This window comes from Micromonospora sp. NPDC005173 (genome assembly GCF_040608515.1).
Lineage (GTDB): Bacteria > Actinomycetota > Actinomycetes > Mycobacteriales > Micromonosporaceae > Micromonospora.
In genome coordinates this window covers 79,077-96,249 of sequence record NZ_JBEXIK010000007.1, presented here as the reverse complement: position 1 = coordinate 96,249, position 17,173 = coordinate 79,077, and the positions used below count along the sequence as shown (strand labels likewise).

Annotated in this window: 17 protein-coding genes; all 17 read left to right on the top strand. The window is 73.9% G+C overall.

Annotation, left to right across the window (positions count from 1 at the left end):
• Positions 1–11: 11 nt before the first annotated feature.
• The 17 genes from ABZV00_RS11420 to ABZV00_RS11340 are packed head-to-tail and all read left to right on the top strand — an operon-like array spanning position 12 to position 17,152.
• Entirely contained in the window at positions 12–1,286 is a 1,275-nt protein-coding gene (locus tag ABZV00_RS11420; protein WP_355604496.1) for a cytochrome P450, read from the top strand.
• 37 nt (positions 1,287–1,323) lie between these two features.
• Complete coding sequence (locus ABZV00_RS11415) at positions 1,324–2,463, top strand: steroid 3-ketoacyl-CoA thiolase (protein WP_355604493.1); 1,140 nt, start codon at positions 1,324–1,326, stop codon at positions 2,461–2,463.
• Between the two features lie 18 nt (positions 2,464–2,481).
• Positions 2,482–3,741, top strand: coding sequence for a CoA transferase (locus ABZV00_RS11410; RefSeq protein WP_355604765.1), 1,260 nt, complete (start codon positions 2,482–2,484; stop codon positions 3,739–3,741).
• Positions 3,742–3,753: 12 nt separating this feature from the next.
• A complete protein-coding gene (gene fabG / locus ABZV00_RS11405; protein WP_355604491.1) occupies positions 3,754–4,506 on the top strand; it encodes a 3-oxoacyl-ACP reductase FabG in 753 nt (250 codons plus the stop codon).
• Positions 4,503–4,973, top strand: a complete 471-nt coding sequence (locus ABZV00_RS11400) for a hypothetical protein (RefSeq protein ID WP_355604489.1) — start codon at positions 4,503–4,505, stop codon at positions 4,971–4,973. The genes fabG and ABZV00_RS11400 overlap by 4 nt, the downstream gene beginning before the upstream one ends.
• A complete protein-coding gene (locus tag ABZV00_RS11395; RefSeq protein ID WP_355604488.1) occupies positions 4,973–5,443 on the top strand; it encodes a beta-hydroxyacyl-ACP dehydratase in 471 nt (156 codons plus the stop codon). Before ABZV00_RS11400 ends, ABZV00_RS11395 begins: the two co-directional genes overlap by 1 nt.
• Before the next feature lie 21 nt (positions 5,444–5,464).
• A complete protein-coding gene (locus tag ABZV00_RS11390) occupies positions 5,465–5,719 on the top strand; it encodes an acyl carrier protein (protein WP_355604487.1) in 255 nt (84 codons plus the stop codon).
• A 3-nt stretch (positions 5,720–5,722) separates the two neighbouring features.
• Entirely contained in the window at positions 5,723–6,928 is a 1,206-nt protein-coding gene (locus ABZV00_RS11385) for a beta-ketoacyl-[acyl-carrier-protein] synthase family protein (RefSeq protein WP_355604484.1), read from the top strand.
• Positions 6,925–7,959, top strand: coding sequence for a beta-ketoacyl synthase N-terminal-like domain-containing protein (locus ABZV00_RS11380; RefSeq protein ID WP_355604481.1), 1,035 nt, complete (start codon positions 6,925–6,927; stop codon positions 7,957–7,959). The genes ABZV00_RS11385 and ABZV00_RS11380 overlap by 4 nt, the downstream gene beginning before the upstream one ends.
• A gap of 3 nt (positions 7,960–7,962) precedes the next feature.
• Positions 7,963–9,078, top strand: a complete 1,116-nt coding sequence (locus ABZV00_RS11375; RefSeq protein ID WP_355604478.1) for a beta-ketoacyl synthase N-terminal-like domain-containing protein — start codon at positions 7,963–7,965, stop codon at positions 9,076–9,078.
• A complete protein-coding gene (locus ABZV00_RS11370; RefSeq protein ID WP_355604476.1) occupies positions 9,075–10,070 on the top strand; it encodes a beta-ketoacyl synthase N-terminal-like domain-containing protein in 996 nt (331 codons plus the stop codon). Before ABZV00_RS11375 ends, ABZV00_RS11370 begins: the two co-directional genes overlap by 4 nt.
• A complete protein-coding gene (locus ABZV00_RS11365; protein WP_355604473.1) occupies positions 10,067–10,876 on the top strand; it encodes an alpha/beta hydrolase in 810 nt (269 codons plus the stop codon). Before ABZV00_RS11370 ends, ABZV00_RS11365 begins: the two co-directional genes overlap by 4 nt.
• Complete coding sequence (locus ABZV00_RS11360; protein WP_355604471.1) at positions 10,873–11,781, top strand: thioesterase family protein; 909 nt, start codon at positions 10,873–10,875, stop codon at positions 11,779–11,781. Before ABZV00_RS11365 ends, ABZV00_RS11360 begins: the two co-directional genes overlap by 4 nt.
• Positions 11,781–12,482, top strand: coding sequence for a DsbA family protein (locus tag ABZV00_RS11355; RefSeq protein ID WP_355604468.1), 702 nt, complete (start codon positions 11,781–11,783; stop codon positions 12,480–12,482). Before ABZV00_RS11360 ends, ABZV00_RS11355 begins: the two co-directional genes overlap by 1 nt.
• Positions 12,475–13,233 (top strand): class II aldolase/adducin family protein, encoded by a 759-nt coding sequence (locus ABZV00_RS11350; protein WP_355604465.1) that lies wholly within the window; start codon positions 12,475–12,477, stop codon positions 13,231–13,233. The genes ABZV00_RS11355 and ABZV00_RS11350 overlap by 8 nt, the downstream gene beginning before the upstream one ends.
• 3 nt (positions 13,234–13,236) lie before the next feature.
• On the top strand, positions 13,237–16,017 hold the full coding sequence (locus ABZV00_RS11345) for a cytochrome P450 (protein WP_355604462.1): 2,781 nt from the start codon (positions 13,237–13,239) through the stop codon (positions 16,015–16,017).
• A gap of 4 nt (positions 16,018–16,021) precedes the next feature.
• A complete protein-coding gene (locus ABZV00_RS11340) occupies positions 16,022–17,152 on the top strand; it encodes an LLM class flavin-dependent oxidoreductase (RefSeq protein WP_355604459.1) in 1,131 nt (376 codons plus the stop codon).
• The last annotated feature ends 21 nt before the right edge of the window (positions 17,153–17,173 follow it).

Sequence of the window (17,173 nt, the reverse complement as noted above, 5' to 3'; positions counted from 1 at the left end):
GCTTCCGAGCCATGACCGAGACCGTGGTGAGCGCTGACCCCCGGATCATCGCGATGGAGTTGCTGATGAAGGCCCCGGCCACCGTCAGCAGCCCGTATCCGCATTACCACGCGTTGCGGTCCGCAGCGCCGAAGTACCGGATGGAACAGCCCGGCCAGGGCGTGGGATGGGTGCTCACCACGTACGACGACTGCCGTGCGGCACTGCGTAACCCGTCGCTGGACAAGTCGGCGCAACGCCCCCGGATGGGCGACTCCCGCGGCCGCGAGGGCGCCCGCACCCTCTTGTTCCTCGACGGGCCGGAGCACACCCGGCTGCGCGGGCTGGTCAGCCGGGTGTTCACCCCCCGCCGCACCGAGACCCTGCGCCCCCGGCTGACCTCGTTCGTCGACGGCCTGCTCGACGACATCACCCGCCAGATCGGCCCCGGCGGCGGCGAGGTCGACATCGTCGGCTCGTTCGGCTTCCCGCTGCCGGTCATGGTGATCGGCGAACTGGTCGGCGTGCCGCCGACGGACTGGCCGCTGCTGCGCCGGCTGACCCGCGCCGCCTCCGGCGGGCTGGAGATCTTCGCCCCGCCAGAGGTGCTCAAGGCATCCGACCAGGCGCTCGGCGAGATGGAGGAGTACTTCGCCGACCTGGTTCGCAAGCGTCGCGAGGATCCCCGCGACGACCTCGCCTCTGCCCTCGGCCAGGTCGAGATCGACGGTGACCGGCTCTCGGTCGACGAGCTGATCCAGGTCATCGTGCTGCTCTTCGGCGCCGGCTTCCAGACCATGACCGACCTGATCGGCCTCGGCACGCACGCGCTGTGCCGCAACCCCGACCAGCTTGAACGGCTGCGCGCCGAACCGGAGCTGACCCGGTCCGCCGTCGAGGAGCTGCTGCGCTTCGACTCCCCGGTGCACGTGCTGGGCCGTGCCGCGTTCGAGGACACCACCTTCGTCGACGGCACCCCGCTCGCCCGGGGCGAACACGTGATCACCCTGATCGGCGCGGCCAACCGTGACCCGGCCCGCTACGCCGACCCGGACGTGCTTGACATCGCCCGCTTCGCCGGCGCAGAACCGCCGGAGACGCCGCTGTCGTTCGCCTGGGGACCACACCACTGCCTCGGCGCGCAGCTCGCCCGCGCCGAGGGGCAGATCGCCTTCCGCCGGCTGGTGGACCGGTTCGCGGTGATCGAACTGGCCGACCCGGACGCCGACGAGATCGACCTCGAGTGGCGGCACAGCAGCACCTTCCGGGGCCTGGAGGAGCTGCGCATACGGCTGGTCCCGGCCTGAGCATCCCGAAACACGCGCCGACCAGGAAGGGAAGTCCATGCCGGAGGCGGTGATCGTCGAGGCGGTCCGGACGCCGATCGGCCGGCGCGAGGGTATGCTGTCCGGCCTGAAGGCCGTCGAGCTGCTGCGGCACGTCCAGGTCGAGGTGATCCGCCGGGCCGGTATCGAACCGGGCGAGGTCGAGCAGATCATCGGCGGCTGCGTCACGCAGGTGGGCGAGCAGAGCCTGAACGTCACCCGCAACGCCTGGCTCAACAGCGGGCTCGACTACGAGGTCGCGGCGAGCACGGTGGACGCCTCCTGCGGCTCCGCCCAGCAGGCCAACCACCTGATCGCGGCGCTCATCGCCGCCGGTGCCATCGACGTGGGCATCGCCTGCGGAGTGGAGTCGATGAGCCGGGTGCCCGTCGGCACCAACCTCTACCAGGGGCCCGGCCACTACAAGACCCCCGACTACCCGTACGACGACCCGCCGAAGGCGCAGTTCGGCGGCGCCGAGCGGATCGCGGCCCGGCAGGGGCTGACCCGCGCGGACGCCGACGCCTACGGGCTGCGCTCGCAGCAGAGGGCGGCCCACGCCCGCGCCGAGGGCCGGTTCGACCGGGAGATCATGCCGTTGCCGCTGCCCGACGGCACGGTCGTCGACGTCGACGAGGGCATCCGGGAGACCACCCTCGACGGGCTGGCCGCCCTGCGGCCGGTCATCCCCGACGGCATCCACACTGCCGGCACCATTTCGCAGATTTCCGACGGCGCGGCCGCCGTGCTGTGGATGTCGCGGGAACGGGCCACCGCGCACGGCCTGCACCCTCGGGCCCGGCTGGCGCACCAGGTGGTCACCGGCGCCGACCCCTACTACCTGCTCGACGGCCCCACCGTCGCGACCCGCAAGCTGCTCAAGCGGGCCGGGATGAACCTCGACGACGTCGACGTCGTCGAGGTCAACGAGGCGTTCGCGTCGGTCGTGCTGTCCTGGGCCGCGCACCACGACGCCGACCTGGACCGGGTCAACGTCAACGGCGGCGCCATCTCGCTCGGGCATCCGCTGGGCAGCAGCGGCACCCGGCTGCTGGTGACCGCCCTGCACGAGCTGGAACGCCGCGGCGCCGAGGTCGCCCTGGTCACCATGTGCTGCGGCGGCTCGCTCGGCACGGCGTCGCTGCTGGTGCGGGAGTAGGCGGGCATGGACATCGACATGCGCGGCGTGCCGACGCCGCCCGCCCCCGCGACCCGCGACGCTGCGGCCTTCTACGCCGACGCCCGCCACGACCTGACCGGGCCGTTGCACGGCGTACGGGTCCTGGACGTCACCAAGGTGTGGTCCGGCCCGGTGGCGAGCTGCGTCCTGGCCGACCTCGGCGCCGACGTGCTGCGGGTGGAGATGCCCGGCAACCGGGAGGGGCTGATGCCCCCGGACATCCCCGGCACCGGGCTGTCCTGGTTCCGGCAGAGCGTGCACCGCAACAAGCGCAGCATCGGCCTGGACCTGCGGCGCCCCGGCGCGGCCGAGGTGTTCCTGCGGCTCGTCGCCACCGCCGACGTGGTGGTGGAGAACTACAAGCCCGGGACGCTGGACGCCTGGGGCGTCGGCTACCAGGCATGCCGCGCGGTCCGACCGGACGTCGTGCTGGTCTCCGTCTCCGGCTACGGACAGTTCGGCCCCGACGCGGGACGGCCCGGCTACGACCCGACCACCCAGGCCGCCGCCGGCTGGATGGCACTCAACGGCGAGCCCGACGGTGCGCCGTTGAAGGCGCCCACCTTCCTGGCCGACGACCTCGCCGGCCTGCACGCGGTGATCGGCGCGCTGGCCGCACTGCGCCACCGCGACCGCACCGGCGAGGGCCAGCACGTCGACGTCAGCATGCTCGACTCCCTGCTCTTCTCCAGCAACGGCTACCTCACCCTCGGCGCCACCGGGGTGCCTTTGCGCCGCTGGGGCGACCAGGCCGACTTCGTGGTGCCGGCCGGCTGTTTCCGCTGCGCCGACGGTCACGTCTACGTGGCTGTCGCCCTGGACCGCTCCTGGCGTCGGCTGGCTGAGGTGGTCGGTCGCCCCGAACTGGCCCGGGCCCCCGGGTACGCCACCAACGAGGAACGCCGCGACAACCGCGCCACGGTCAACGCGGTCCTCGCCGACTGGTGCGCCGGGCGGAGCTGCGCCGAGGTGGTCGACACCCTCGACGCGAACGGGATCACCGCCGAGCGGGTCCGTACCTTCGCCGAGGCCGCGACCGACCCGCAGGTCCACGCCCGGGCGATGGTGCAGGAGACGGTGCTGTCCAACGGCAGCACCGCGCCACTGACCGGGCCGGCGGTCAAGTTCTCCCGGACGCCGACCGCCGTCCGCTCCGGCGCACCGGAACCCGGCGCCGACACCGAACGGGTCCTCGACGAGATGGGCGTCGACGCGGCCACCCGGGAACGGCTGCGCGCGCAACGGGCCATCGGATGAGGAGGAGGTGACATGGCAACGGCAGGTGACGCGCCGCGCTGCGCGCTGGTGACCGGGGTGTCCCGAGGGATCGGCCGGGCCGTCGCGCTGCGGCTGGCCGCCGAGGGGTACGCGGTGGCGGGCTGCTACAGCACGCCGAGCGAGGCCGCGGAGAAGACCCGGGCGGAGGTCGAGGCGTACGGCGTCGGGACCTGGTTCGGGCCGTGCGAAGTGACCGACCCGGCCGCGGTCGACGAGTTCGTCTCCGCCGCCGAACGGCACCTCGGGCCGCTCACCGCGCTGGTCAACAACGCGGGCATCACCCGGGACCGGCCCCTGGTGCTGATGGCGCCCGGCGAGTGGCACGACGTGATCGGCACCAACCTGACCGGCACCTGGAACACCTGCCGGACCGTCGCGTTCCGGTTCCTCAAGCGACGCCGCGGGGCCATCGTCAACCTCTCCTCCGTCGCCGGGGTCACCGGCAACACCGGGCAGACCAACTACGCCGCCAGCAAGGCCGGCGTCATCGGGCTCAGCCTGTCCCTGGCCAAGGAGGTCGCCGGGTACGGCGTTCGGGTCAACGTGGTGGCCCCCGGCTTCATCGAGACCGACATGACCGCCGCGCTGCCGGCCGCGCTGCGCGCCCGGGCCCTGGGGCAGATCCCGCTGGGCCGTTTCGGCGCACCGGCCGACGTCGCCGAACTGGTCGAGTTCCTGCTCTCCGAGCGGGCCGGCTACGTCACCGGCCAGGTGATCCGGGTGGACGGGGGGATCGTGCTGTGACCGCCGCACCCACGTTCAGCGCCGGGACCCGCCCCGCCGAGACGTACCAGGCCGCGGCGGCGCCGCTGCCCGCGATCGGCTGGGTCGAGGTGTCCGCCGGGCCGCGCGGCGGGATCAGCCTGCGCGCCGGCACCACGGTCGATCCGGACGACGTCTACCTGGGCGGGCACTTTCCGGAACTGACCGTCTATCCGGGCGTGTTCACCCTGGAGACGATCGGGCAGGCGGTGACCGCGGCCGTCGGCTACTGCGCGGGCCGGCTGCCCCAGCTGCACCGGTTGCGCTCCGCCCGGTTCCTCGCCCCGCTGCTCGCCGGGGACACGCTCACCGTCGAGGCGTCGGTCGGCCCGGTCGCCGAGGACCAGTCCTTCGAGGTCGCCGCCCAGTGCGTTCGCGGCGACGGGGTCCGCGCGGCGACGGTGCGGGCCGTGTACCGCTGGCCGGCCCCGGACGGGGAGGGCACCTGATGAGACTGGAGCACGGCGAGCTGCGTGCCCTGCTGCCGCACCGGTACCCGATGCTGCTGCTCGACCGGGTCGACAGCATCGAGCCGGGAACGAGCCTGGAGGCGGTCAAGGCGGTCACCGGCTGCGAGCCCTGTTACCGGGGGATCGCCGAGGGGCAGGCCCCCGACCGGTACGCGTACCCCGCCTCGCTGCTGATCGAGTCGTTCGGTCAGGGCGCGGCGGTGCTGTGGCTGCTGTCCCGCGGCCCGGGCGAGGCCGGGCTGCCGATGTTCACCGCGGCCCGCGACTGCGTGCTGCTGCGCCCGGTGTATCCGGGCGACGTGATCCGGCACCGGGTCCGGCTGGAACAGGTCGTGCACGGTGCCGCGTTCGCCTCCGGGTCCAGCTGGGTCGGGACCGACCAGGTGGCGGAGTTCGGCTCGATGATGGCGGTCGTCCGACCGGCCGACGCCATCGCCGGAGCCCGATGATGAGAGGAAGAGGGAACCCCGATGAGTGAACGGGAACAGCACGTGGCGGAGCTGCGGGAGATCGTGGCCGAGGTGCTCGAGTTGGAGCCCGAGGAGGTCGCCGACACCGCCGACTTCGTCGAGGAGTACGAGGCGGACTCGTTGCGGGCGATCGAGATCCTGGCCCGGATCGAGAAGAAGTACCGGGTGGAGATCCCACAGGCCGAACTCAACGAGATGCGCAGCCTCAAGGCCGTCCACGAGGTGGTGGCGCGACACGCCGGCTGGCAGGACTGACCCGTGCACCGCGTGGTCGTCACCGGGCTCGGTCCGGTGTCCGGCATCGGCATCGGCGTCGACGAGTTCACCACCGGGCTGCGCTCCGGCCGGTCGGCCGCCGCGCCCATCACCAGCTTCGACGCGAGCGGGTTCCCGCACCACTACGCCGGCGAGGTGCCGGCGTTCCGGCCGGAGGCGCTGCTGCAACGGCTGCGGGTCGCCGACTGGGGCCGCTCGGCGCTGTTCGCCGCAGCGGCCGCGCGGCTGGCCGTGACGGACGCGGGCCTGCCGCTGCCCACCACCGATCCGGGGCGCTTCGGCGCGGTCGTCGGCACCACCAGCGGCGAGTCGACGGTGGTGGAGCAGCTCACCGCGGAGCTGGTCGCGGGGGGCTACCCGGCCATGTCCGTCGAGGCGCTGCGGCAGGCGCCGGCCGAGCGGTTGTCCTACGCGGTGAGTGCGGAGCTGGGCCTGGCCGGGGAGTCGGTCACCCTCACCACCGCCTGCTCGGCCAGCAACTACGCCATCGGGTACGCGTACGACCTGCTCTGCTGGGGTGAGGCGGACGTGATGGTGGCCGGCGGCGCCGACTCGGTGTGCCGCTGGGCGCACGCCGGCTTCTTCCGGCTCGGCGCGCTGACCGAGCGGGCGTGCCGACCGTTCGACCGGGACCGCTCCGGCATCCTCACCGGCGAGGGCGGCGCCGCCCTGGTCCTGGAGACCCTGGAGCACGCGCAGGCCCGGGGCGCCCGGATCTACGCCGAGGTGCTCGGTTACGGCGTCAACTGCGACGCCCACCACATGGTCGCGCCCAACGAGGAGAGCGTCGCGGCGTGCATGCGGCTGGCCCAGGACAACGCCGGGGTCAAGCCGGAGGATGTCGACTACATCAGCACGCACGGCACCGGTACGCCCGCCAACGACCTGTGCGAGGCGCGGGCCATCCGGGCGGTGTTCGGCGACCGGGTACCCCCGGTCAGCTCGATCAAGTCGATGCTGGGCCACACCATGGGCGCGGCGAGTGGGTTCGGCGCGATTGCCACCACGCTGGGCATCCGGCACGGGTTCCTGCCACCGACCATCAACTGGGCCAACCCCGATCCGGAGCTGTCCTGGATCGACCCGGTGCCGAACACGGCCCGGGCGGCCACGGTACGGGTGGCGCAGAACAACGGGTTCGCCTTCGGTGGCAACAACGCCATCACGATCTTCGGGGCGATCCGGTGACCGGCCTGGTGACCGGCTGGGGGATTCTCTCGGCCGCCGGGGACTCCGTCAGCGAGTTGCTCGCCGCCGTGCGGGCCGACACCGTCGTCCGCACCGACGTCCGCGACCGCTTCGAGGAGCCGCTGCCCACGGCCGAGGCGCCGGCGATCACCGACTTCGACGTACGTCGGCTGCTCGGCCGCAAGGGCACCAGCTTTCTGGACCGGGCGACCGCGCTGGCCATGGTGGCCTGCGGGCGGGCGCTGGCCGACGGGGAACTCACGCCGGACGACGACAACCGGCACCGCGTCGGCGTGGTGCTGGGCACCACCACCGGCAGCCTGAAGTCCACCATGGACTTCTCCCGCGAGACGCTGGTGCAGGACAAGCCGTACCTGGTCAACCCGGTGTTGTTCCCGAACACGGTGATGAACTGCGCGAGTGGCCAGGCGGCGATCCGCTACGGGCTGCGCGGCGTCAACGCCACCGTGGCTGGCGGTCCGCTCGCCTTCCTGTACGCGCTGCGCTACGCGCTCAACGCCCTGCGCCGGGGCTACGCCGACGCCCTGCTGGTCGGCGGGGTGGAGGAGTACACGCCCAACACGGCGTGGGCGGCGGAGCTGACCGGCAGCGGCCCGGCCGGTGAGGCCGCGGCCGTCTTCCTGCTGCGCCGCCCGACGCCCGGCGTCACCGTGGCACCGCGCGCGGAGGTGCTCGCGGTGGCCACCGGTTTCCAGCCGGAGCAGACCGCCGACGGGCTCGCCGGCTGCGTCCGCCGTGCGCTGGCCACCGCGAAGGTCCGCCCGGCCGATGTCTGGGCGGTGGCCAGCGGTGACCGAGACGGCGACAGCCTGTCCGACGTGGTGCCGGCCGCCGCGCAGCGGCTGTCGGTGCGCCCGGCGCTCGGTGACTGCCAGGCCGCCGCGGGCGCGCTGGCGCTGGGCGTGCTACTGGCCCGGTACGCCGAGGACCCGGCCGCGCGGGGACGACCCGCGTTGATCATCGGCCAGTCCCGTGACGGCGCGGTCGCCGCGGCCGTGGTGCGGGGGTAGGACATGCCGGCGACCATCACCGCCAGCGCGGTCCGTACCTGCTTCGGCGACGGCCCAGCCACCTTCGCGGCACTGCTGCGGGGTGCCTGCGGTGTCGCCCCGCTGGGGCGGGCGGACCCGGCTCGGGTGGGTGTCGGCCACGGCTACCCGATCGTCGACGACCGGCCGTTCGGGCCGAGCCGCTGGCTGACCGACTGCGTGGGCGAGGCACTCGCCGCCGCCGGTGTCGATCCGCGCCGACAGCGGGTGGTCAGCCTGGTCGGCAGCGGACTGCGCGAGTCGGCGGAGGTGGAGCGGGCGGCCCTGGAGGGCAGGGTCGACTTTCGGACCGAGCGGCTGCACTTCGCCGGGGCGGTCAGCACCGCGGCGCCCGGCGTGCAGCGGGTGGTCACCCTGGCAAACGCGTGCAGCGCCGGCGGGCACGCCCTCGCCCTGGCGCAGGATCTGGTGGAGACCGGCGAGGCGGACGCGGTGCTGGTCGGCGGCACCGACGGCAGCACCGCCTCCATGCTCGCGATGATCGGTCGGGTGGCCAGCCGGCCGGCACAACGGGTGCAGCCCTTCGACGCCGACCGGGCCGGCGTGCTGCTCGGCGACGGCGCGGCGGTCCTGGTGGTCGAGCCGGAACGGCCCGGCACCGGCCTGGCCCGGTTGCTCGCCACCGGGCTGTCCTGCGACGCCGGGCACGAGACGGCCCCCGACCCGGCGGGCATCCTGCGGGCCGTCCACGACGCGCACCGCCGTGCCGCCCGCCGGCCCGACCAGGTCGACGTGGTGCTGGCACACGGCACCGGCACCGCGTTGAACGACGAGACCGAGGCACGCGTCATCGCGGAGGTGTTCGCCGGCTGCGAACCCGGCCCCCTGGTCACGGCCGTGAAGGGCGCCGTCGGCCACACGTCCGGCGGGTCGGCGCTGCTCAGCGTCGCCATCGCCGTCGAGATCCTGCGGACCGGCCGGGTTCCGCCGGTGGTCGGGCTGACCCGGCCGACGCCCGAGGCGGCCGGGCTGCGGCTGGTCCGTGACGCGACCGTCCGGGCCGACCCGCGGGTGGCCCAGGTGGACGCGTTCGGCTTCGGCGGCCTCAACGCCGTCACCCTCCTGGAGGCGTTGCGATGACCGGCCGCACCGACGCTGTGCACCTCGCGCCGAGCCGGTCCACGCCGGGCGGGTCGCCCGCCACCGAAGCGGGCCGGGTCGCCGGGGCCGGCACCGATCCGGATCGGCCGGTGGCCGCCGTCCTCGCCGCCGCACTGCACCTGCCCGGAGTCGACCTGCCAGACCTGGTGGGCCTGCCGGGCGGTGGAGCGGGGTCTGGGGCCGCCAACGAGGAGTCGGCCTGTCCTCCCGAGCGTGCCGCCGACCTGCTCGGCCGCAAGGGCCTGCTGGCCAAGGAGCCGGCCACCCGGCTCGCCCTCTGCGCCGTGCACCGGACGCTGGGCCTGCCGCCGAAGGCGCCGCGCAGGACCGGACCGGCGGATCCGCGTACCGCCGTGGTGGTCAGCTCCAACCTGGGCAACGTCGCCACCGTCGGCGACATCGCGCGCCGGCTGCGCGAGGGTGGCCTGCGGGAGGTCGGGCCGCTGGAGGCGCCGAACGCCTCCAGCAACGTGATCGCTGGGGCGATCGCCATCTGGTTCCGCTTCGGCGGACCGAATCTCACCGTCTGCTCCGGGGCCACCGCCGGTCTGGACGCGATCTGGCTGGCCGGCCTGCTGCTGCGTACCGGGCGCGCCGACCGGGTGATGGTGGTCGGCACGGAACCGGACGATCCGCAGGCCCAGACTCTGCACGCCGCCCGGGAGGGTGCCGTCGCCGGGCGGCCACTGCGGGCCGGCGCGGCCTGCCTGCTGCTCGGCCCGGCCGACGCGCCGCAGCGACCGTTGGCCCTGCTGGGGCCGGTCCGGACGGGCGTACCCGTCGACGGCCCCCCGCACGCGCCCCTGGTCGACTCGACCGTCCTGGCGGGTGACCACTACGGTGCCGCCGGAGTCGTGCACACCGCGCTGGCCGTACGGCTGAGCGGCGGCGAGGCGACGAGCGTGACGGTCCGCTGCGGCGACCCCGTCGACGGTGTCCGCGAGCTGAGCGTCCTGGCGGCCCGGCGATGAGCGGCACGCCACCCCCGGTCGCCGTGCACCGGCTCGCGGGCCCGGACGCCGGGGCGCCAACCGTGCTGCTCGCGCACGGCATGTCCGACGCCTGGCGGAGCTGGCGGCCCCTGGCGGCGCGGCTGCCCAGCGGCTGGCGGCTGCTCGCGGCCGAGCTGCCGTGGAAGGCCGGAACCGACCACGGCTGGCGGCGTCGGGGCACCCCCGGGTCCTGGCTGGCGGCCACCGTACGCGCCATGGCCACCCCGCCCGACGTCGTGGTCGGGCACTCGCTCGGCGCGAACGCCGTGCTGGAGATGCTGGCCACCGAACCGGACGTGTCGCCGCGTGGCGCGATGCTCATCGCGCCGTTCTACTGCCCGCCCGACCTGCCGATCACCTGGGCGGTGCACGAACGGGCGCAGGCCAACTTCGTCCAGATCATCGACGACGGGCTCCGCAACCGCCTCGGCTCCCGGCTGGCCGACCTGGACGCGGAGACCCTGGCCGCCATGCGGGACATCATGGTGGACCGGATCGGGCCGGTCGGCTTCACGACGCTGTTCGACCACTTCACCGCGACCGCCAGCCTGCCGCTGCACGCGGTGACCGTGCCGACCATGGTGCTCACCGGAGGCCGGGACCCCGGCCTGGACGGCCCGCGCGTCGGCGCGCTCCGGGCACAACTGCCCGACGCGCACGTCGTCGTCGAGTCCGAGTTCCACCACTTCTGTCATCTCGACCGGGCGGCCGAGGTGGCCCGACACGTCGCGGGCTTCGTCGAGAAGGTCTGCCCCGACCCCGCGATCCGAGGAGGTACGCCGTGACCACGGCGGTTGAGAAAACATCCGTGACGCTGTCCGCCCGGCCGGGGTTCGAGGGCGCGAACATCCGCACCTGGATCGGGTTCAAACACTTCGCGTACCTGGTGGAGCAGGGCGTCCTGCGGTGGTTCCGGGAGCACGGGCACGGCCCTGGCCGGCTGTACCACGAGCACGGGGTGGGGTTGTCGATCCGGGACTGCTCGCTGCTGCTGCCCGCCGTACTCGACGTCGACGACGAGGCCTCGGTGGTGGCGACGCCCGCCGCCAACGGCCGGTTCGCGGTCCGGATGAGTGTCCGCCGCGACGCGGACGTCACCGTGTGCCGGGCCCGGGTGCGGGTCGCGCTGGTCCGGGAGGCGGACGTACCACACAGGGCGCCGCTGCCGGCTGAGCTGTCCGGCCTGGTCGAGGAGCCGGCCGCCGGCGAGCCTGGCGTCGCCGCCGGCACGGATCCGGCCGAGACCCTGCGCGCCGTCGGCGCGGGCTTCGTGTGGCCCTGGCGGGTGCCCTACTTCTACTGCCAGTACTCCCAGCGCATGCAGCACTCCGGGTACGTCCGCCTGCTCGAGGAGGTGGTCGACCGGTACCTCGCCGACCGGGGCGTGTCGGTGGGCCGGATGCTGCGCGAGCGGGGCTGGATCCCGGTGGTCTCCCGGGCCCGGATCGAGGTGCTCGGCGACGCCCACCTCGACGAGCCCATGTGGATCACCTTCACCGTCACCGACGTGCTCAAGGACGTCACGTACGACGCACGGATGGACTGTCACGTGCTGCGCGCGGGACGCCTGGTCCGGGTGGCGACGGCCAGCATCCTGCACGGGTACGCCGTCAGCCGGGGCCCGGAGGCGGGCCGGCTGGCCACCCTCGACCCGGACACCGTGGCGGCCCTGACCGGCGAGGTTCGGTGATGGCCGCGAAGCGACCCCGCCTGTACTTCTCCTTCCGCAGCCCGTACAGCTGGCTGGCGGTGGAGCGGCTGACCCGGGCGCTGGGCCGGCCGCAGGAGGTGCTGGAGTTCGTCCCCTACTGGGATCCGGACGCCCGGACCGAGGCGGCGCTGACTGCCCGTGGCGGCACCTTCCACTACGTCCAGATGAGCAAGCCGAAGCACCTGTACCTGCTGCAGGACGCCAAGCGCCAGGCCCAGCGGCTGGGCCTGGCGATGCGCTGGCCGATCGACATCGACCCGTGGTGGGAGGTGCCGCACCTGGGCTGGCTGGCCGCCCGGGAGCGGGGTGCGGGGGAGGCGTTCTACCGGGAGGTGATCGCCGCCCGCTGGCAGCGGGGCGAGGACGTGTGCACATCGGAGGTGATCGCCCGGGTCGCCGAGCGGGCCGGGGTGGACCCGGCTGTGGTGCTCGACGCGGTCGAGAACTCCGCGGTCCGGGCCGCCGGGGTGGACTGCCTGCTGCGGGCGTACGAGGAGGACATCTTCGGCATTCCCTACCTGCGGCTGGGGCCGCACCGGTTCTGGGGCGTGGACCGGGTGGACGACTTCCTCGCCGCGTATGCCGAGCGGACCGGCACGCCGGTCACCACACCCGCGCCACCCGCGGTGCCGGCGGGCGTCGGCGGGTACGACACCGACACCGGAGGCGGCTGTGGCTGAGCGACGAGACCCGCTACAGGAACGCGCTCACCGCCGGCGGCAGTTGGTGCTGACGTTGCGTGCCTTCGCCCTGGCCGGGTTCGACGAGGGCGCCGGAGGCCACGTCACCGCCCGGGACCCGATCGAGCCGGACACCTTCTGGATCAACCCGTTCGGCCGGCACTTCGGCCACGTCCGCGACGACGACCTGCTGCGGGTCGACCACACGGGGGACGTGGTCGACGGCTCGGGCCGGATCAACCCCGCCGGGTACGCCATCCACTCGGCCATCCACAAGGCACGCCCGGACGTGGTGGCCGCCGCGCACACCCACTCGATCCACGGTCGGGCGTTCTCGGCGCTGGGCCGGCCGCTGGCCCCGATCACCCAGGACGCCTGCGCCTTCTTCGAGGACCACGAGGTCCACGACGAGTACGGCGGGGTGGTCCTGGACGGCGCGGAAGGTGACCGGATCGCGGCGACGCTGGGCACCGGCAAGGCGGTCGTCCTGCGCAATCACGGCCTGCTCACGGTCGGCGGTTCGGTGGCCGAGGCGGCCTGGTGGTTTCTGGCGATGGAGCGCTGCTGCCAGGTCCAGTTGCTCGCCCAGGCGGCCGGTGACCTGGTGGTGATCCCCGCCGACGCGGCCCGGGCCGCCCGGGCGGACATCGGCACCCCGCAGATCGCCCGACTGAACTTCCGGCCGGTCGCGGAGCACGTCCTGGCCGTCAGCCCCGACCTCACGAACCGAACCACGCGCAGACAGGAGTGACGAGTGGCCGAGCTGCTGAAGACCATGGTCCGGGACCGGGCCGGCGACGTCGCGCTGACCGACGAGCGGACCACGCGGACGTGGGCGGAGCTGGACCGGTCGGTCGACCGGTGGGTCGGCGTGCTGCGCGGGGCCGGCCTGAACGAGGGTGACCGAGTGGCGTTCGTGCTCGGCAACCGGCACGAGACCTTCGAGGCGTTGCTGGCGTGTGTGCACGCGGGACTGGTGGCGGTGCCGGTCAACTGGCACCTCACCGCGCCGGAGATCGCCCACATCCTGACCGACTGCGACGCCCGGGCGGTGCTCACCGAGGCGACGTACGCCGCGACGGTGCGCGAGGCGGTGGCTCGCACAGCGGCGGGGCCTGACCTGTTGGTGACGGTCGACGGTGGGGACGGGTTCACAGCGGTGGACGACCTGCCGGCAGGCCCGGCGGTTCCGGCGGTCTCCGGTGGCGTGCTGCTCTACACCTCGGGCACCAGCGGACGCCCCAAGGGAGTGGTCAATCCGCTGCTCACGGTCGGCGCCCCGATCGATCGGGTGGCCGCCACCACCGAGGCGCTCGGCGGCGGGCTGGGCATCCCGACCGAGGGGCAGGCCCTGCTGGTCGGTCCCTGGTACCACTCGGCGCAGCTGTTCTTCGCCCAGTTTCCGCTGCTGCGCGGCTGCGGGCTGGTGATACGCCGCGGGTTCGACCCGGTCGAGGTGCTGCGACTCATCGACGAAGAGAAGATCACGATCAGCCATCTGGTGCCGGCCCAGTTCATCCGCCTGCTCCGGGTCGACGCCGCCGCCCGGGCGGCGTTCTCCGGTGCCAGCCTCACCCGGATCTGGCACGGCGGCGGCCCCTGCCCGCCGGAGACCAAACGGGCGATGATCGACTGGTGGGGGCCGGTGTTCGTGGAGTACTACGCCGCAACCGAGGCCGGCATCGTCACCCTCGCCGACTCGCACACCTGGCTCGCCCGGCCGGGCACGGTGGGCCGGCCGGCGCCGCCCACCGAGGTGATGGTGGTCGACGACGAGGGCCGGCCGGTGCCCGCCGGGCAGGAGGGGCGGGTTGCCGTCCGGCGGCCACCGGGCCGCGGATTCCACTACCACAACGCCCCGGAGCAGACCGAGCAGGCGCACGTCGCCCCGCACACCTTCACCGTCGGCGACCTCGGCCGCCTGGACGAGGACGGCTACCTGTTCCTCACCGGCCGCTCGGCGGAGCTGATCGTCACCGGCGGGGTGAACGTCTACCCGGCCGAGGTGGAGGCGGTGCTGCTGACCCACCCCGCCGTGCAGGACGGGGTGGTCATCGGGGTGCCGGACGAGGAGTTCGGCGAGCAGGTCCGGGCGGTGGTGCAGCTCGATCCGGCGTGGCCGGCCAGGGACATCGACCGGGTCCTGGACGCGTATTGCCGGGCCAGCCTGGCCGGGTTCAAGGTGCCGCGCTCGTATGAGGTGGTCGACCGGATCCCCCGCGAGCCCACCGGCAAGCTGCCCCGGCGGGCGTTGCGGGACCGCTACCGGCAGGCTCCGGTGTCGCCGAGTCTGCTCGCGGACCCGGCCAGCTACCTGAGCGGCGTGCCGCACGACGAGTTCGCCCGTCGCCGACGGGAGGCGCCGGTGGCCTGGGTCGACGAGGTCGAGCTGACCCGCACCGACCAGGACCGGTCGGTGCGCTCCCGGGGCCGGGGCTTCTGGGCGGTCACCCGGTACGCCGCGGTGTCCGAGGTGTCCCGCGACCCGGCGACGTTCTCGTCGGCGGCCGGCGGGGCGTTCCTCGCGGACCCCCGGACCCCGGAGGACCTGCACCGCAACAGGCAGCTTCTGATCAACATGGACGCTCCCGAGCACGCCTGGGTGCGCCGGCTGGTGTCGGGGGCGTTCACCCCGCGCGCGGTGGGGCGCCTGGGCGAGCTGGTCACCCGGCACGCCGAGGAGGTGGTCTCACGGGCGGTGGCCGCCCGGGAGGTCGACGTGGTGGCGGACCTCGCGGCCGAGTTGCCGCTGCTCGTCCTCACCGACCTGCTCGGCATGCCGCAGGCGGACCGCACGCTGCTGTTCGAGTGGAGCAACAACCTGGTCGGGTTCGACGATCCACGCTACGGCGGTGGCAGTGTGCAGCGGTACCGGGACACCTTCGCCGCCGCCTTCGGGTACGTCCGGGAGCTGGCGGCCGAGCGGCGGGCCCGGCCGACCGACGACCTGCTCAGCCTGTTGGTGCACGCCGAGGCCAACGGCCGGGGCCTGACCGACGCGCAACTGTGCCAGCTCTGGCTGCTGCTGGTCATCGCCGGCAACGAGACCACCCGGCATCTGATCTCCAACGGGGTGCAGTCGCTGCTCGAGCACCCCGAGCAGCGGGATCGGCTGATCGCCGACCCCGACCTGACCGGGACCGCCGTGGAGGAACTGCTGCGCTGGACCACGCCGATCATGCAGTTCCGGCGAACCGCCACCCGCGACACGGTCCTCGACGGCACCCGGATCGCCGCCGGGGACAAGGTGGTCATCTACTACGCCTCGGCCAACCGCGACCCCGCCACGTTCACCGACCCCGACCGGCTGGACCTCGGCCGCGATCCCAACCCGCACCTGGCGTTCGGCATCGGCCCGCACTTCTGCCTGGGCGCGCACCTGGCCCGGCTGGAGATGGCGGCCTTCCTCACCGCGATCCGTCCGCATCTGGCCCGGCTGCGACTGACCGGACCGGTGCGCCGGATGCGGACCAATTTCATGAACGCCATCACCGCGATGCCCGCGCGCTTCGACGCCCCGCCGGAAGGGGAGTGACCTCATGCCACTGGACCTGCACTGGTTCCTGCCGTCGCACGGCGACGGCCGTGACCTGGCCGAGCCGGCCCGGGGCGGCGCCCGGCCGACCCGGGTGACCCGGCGGCCGCCGGACATCGGCTATCTGGCTCAGGTGGCCCGCGCCGCCGACCGGCTGGGGTTCACCAGCGTGCTCACTCCGGCCGGACTGTTCTGTGAGGACCCGTGGGTGGTGGCGTCCGCGTTGGCCGCGCAGACCGAGCGGCTGAAGTTCATGATCGCGCTGCGGCCAGGGCTCGCCTCGCCCACGCTGGTCGCCCAGATGGCCGCGACCCTGCAACGTCTCTCCGCCGGCCGGGTGCTGCTCAACATCGTCGCCGGCAGCGACCCGGACGAGCAGCACCGCTACGGCGACTGGCTGGACCACGACGCCCGCTACGCCCGGGCGGAGGAGTTCCTCGCCGTGCTGGGTGGCCTCTGGGGCGGCCAGCCGGTCGACCACAGCGGCGAGCACTACCGGATGAAGGGCGCGTTGCTGGCCCGGCCGCCGGCCACCGCGCCGGCCGTGTTCCTGGGCGGGTCCTCACCGGCGGCACAGCGGGCGGCGGCCCGGCACGCCGACGTGTACCTGGCCTGGGGTGAGACACCGGCCCAGCTCGGAGAGCTGCTGGGTCGGGCGCGTGACCTGGCGGCGGAGGGCGGTCGGACGCTGCGCACCGGAAGTCGCCTGCACGTGATCACCAGGGACACCGCCCGGGAGGCGTGGGCCGAGGCGGACCGGCTGCTCGCCGGCGTCGACTCGACGCGGATCGCCGCCGCCCGCCAGCGGTTCGCGCGTACCGACTCGGAGGGGCAGCGGCGGGCGGCGGCGCTGCACGCGGGCGGCAACGCCCGGATGGAGGTGTACCCGAACGTCTGGGCGGGCTACTCGCTGGTCCGACCGGGTGCCGGCGCTGCGCTGGTGGGCAGCCACGAGGAGGTCGCGGAGCGGATCGCCGAATACCACGCCGCCGGGGTCGAGCATCTGATCCTGTCCGGACAGCCGCACCTGGAGGAGGCGTACTGGTTCGGCGAGGGGGTGCTGCCGCTGCTGCGGCACGACGGTCTCCTCGATGCCGAGGCCGCGCGGCCCCCGGAGCTGGCGGTGGGCCGATGACGCCATCCGTCACGGAACGGC

Bases quoted from the DNA above. Each gene is read 5' to 3' on its own strand.
- ABZV00_RS11420 (WP_355604496.1), top strand. From the start codon at position 12: ATGACCGAGACCGTGGTGAGCGCTGACCCCCGGATCATCGCGATGGAG.
- ABZV00_RS11415 (WP_355604493.1), top strand. From the start codon at position 1,324: ATGCCGGAGGCGGTGATCGTCGAGGCGGTCCGGACGCCGATCGGCCGG.
- ABZV00_RS11410 (WP_355604765.1), top strand. From the start codon at position 2,482: ATGCGCGGCGTGCCGACGCCGCCCGCCCCCGCGACCCGCGACGCTGCG.
- fabG (WP_355604491.1), top strand. From the start codon at position 3,754: ATGGCAACGGCAGGTGACGCGCCGCGCTGCGCGCTGGTGACCGGGGTG.
- ABZV00_RS11395 (WP_355604488.1), top strand. From the start codon at position 4,973: ATGAGACTGGAGCACGGCGAGCTGCGTGCCCTGCTGCCGCACCGGTAC.
- ABZV00_RS11390 (WP_355604487.1), top strand. From the start codon at position 5,465: ATGAGTGAACGGGAACAGCACGTGGCGGAGCTGCGGGAGATCGTGGCC.
- ABZV00_RS11375 (WP_355604478.1), top strand. From the start codon at position 7,963: ATGCCGGCGACCATCACCGCCAGCGCGGTCCGTACCTGCTTCGGCGAC.
- ABZV00_RS11370 (WP_355604476.1), top strand. From the start codon at position 9,075: ATGACCGGCCGCACCGACGCTGTGCACCTCGCGCCGAGCCGGTCCACG.
- ABZV00_RS11365 (WP_355604473.1), top strand. From the start codon at position 10,067: ATGAGCGGCACGCCACCCCCGGTCGCCGTGCACCGGCTCGCGGGCCCG.
- ABZV00_RS11355 (WP_355604468.1), top strand. From the start codon at position 11,781: ATGGCCGCGAAGCGACCCCGCCTGTACTTCTCCTTCCGCAGCCCGTAC.
- ABZV00_RS11340 (WP_355604459.1), top strand. From the start codon at position 16,022: ATGCCACTGGACCTGCACTGGTTCCTGCCGTCGCACGGCGACGGCCGT.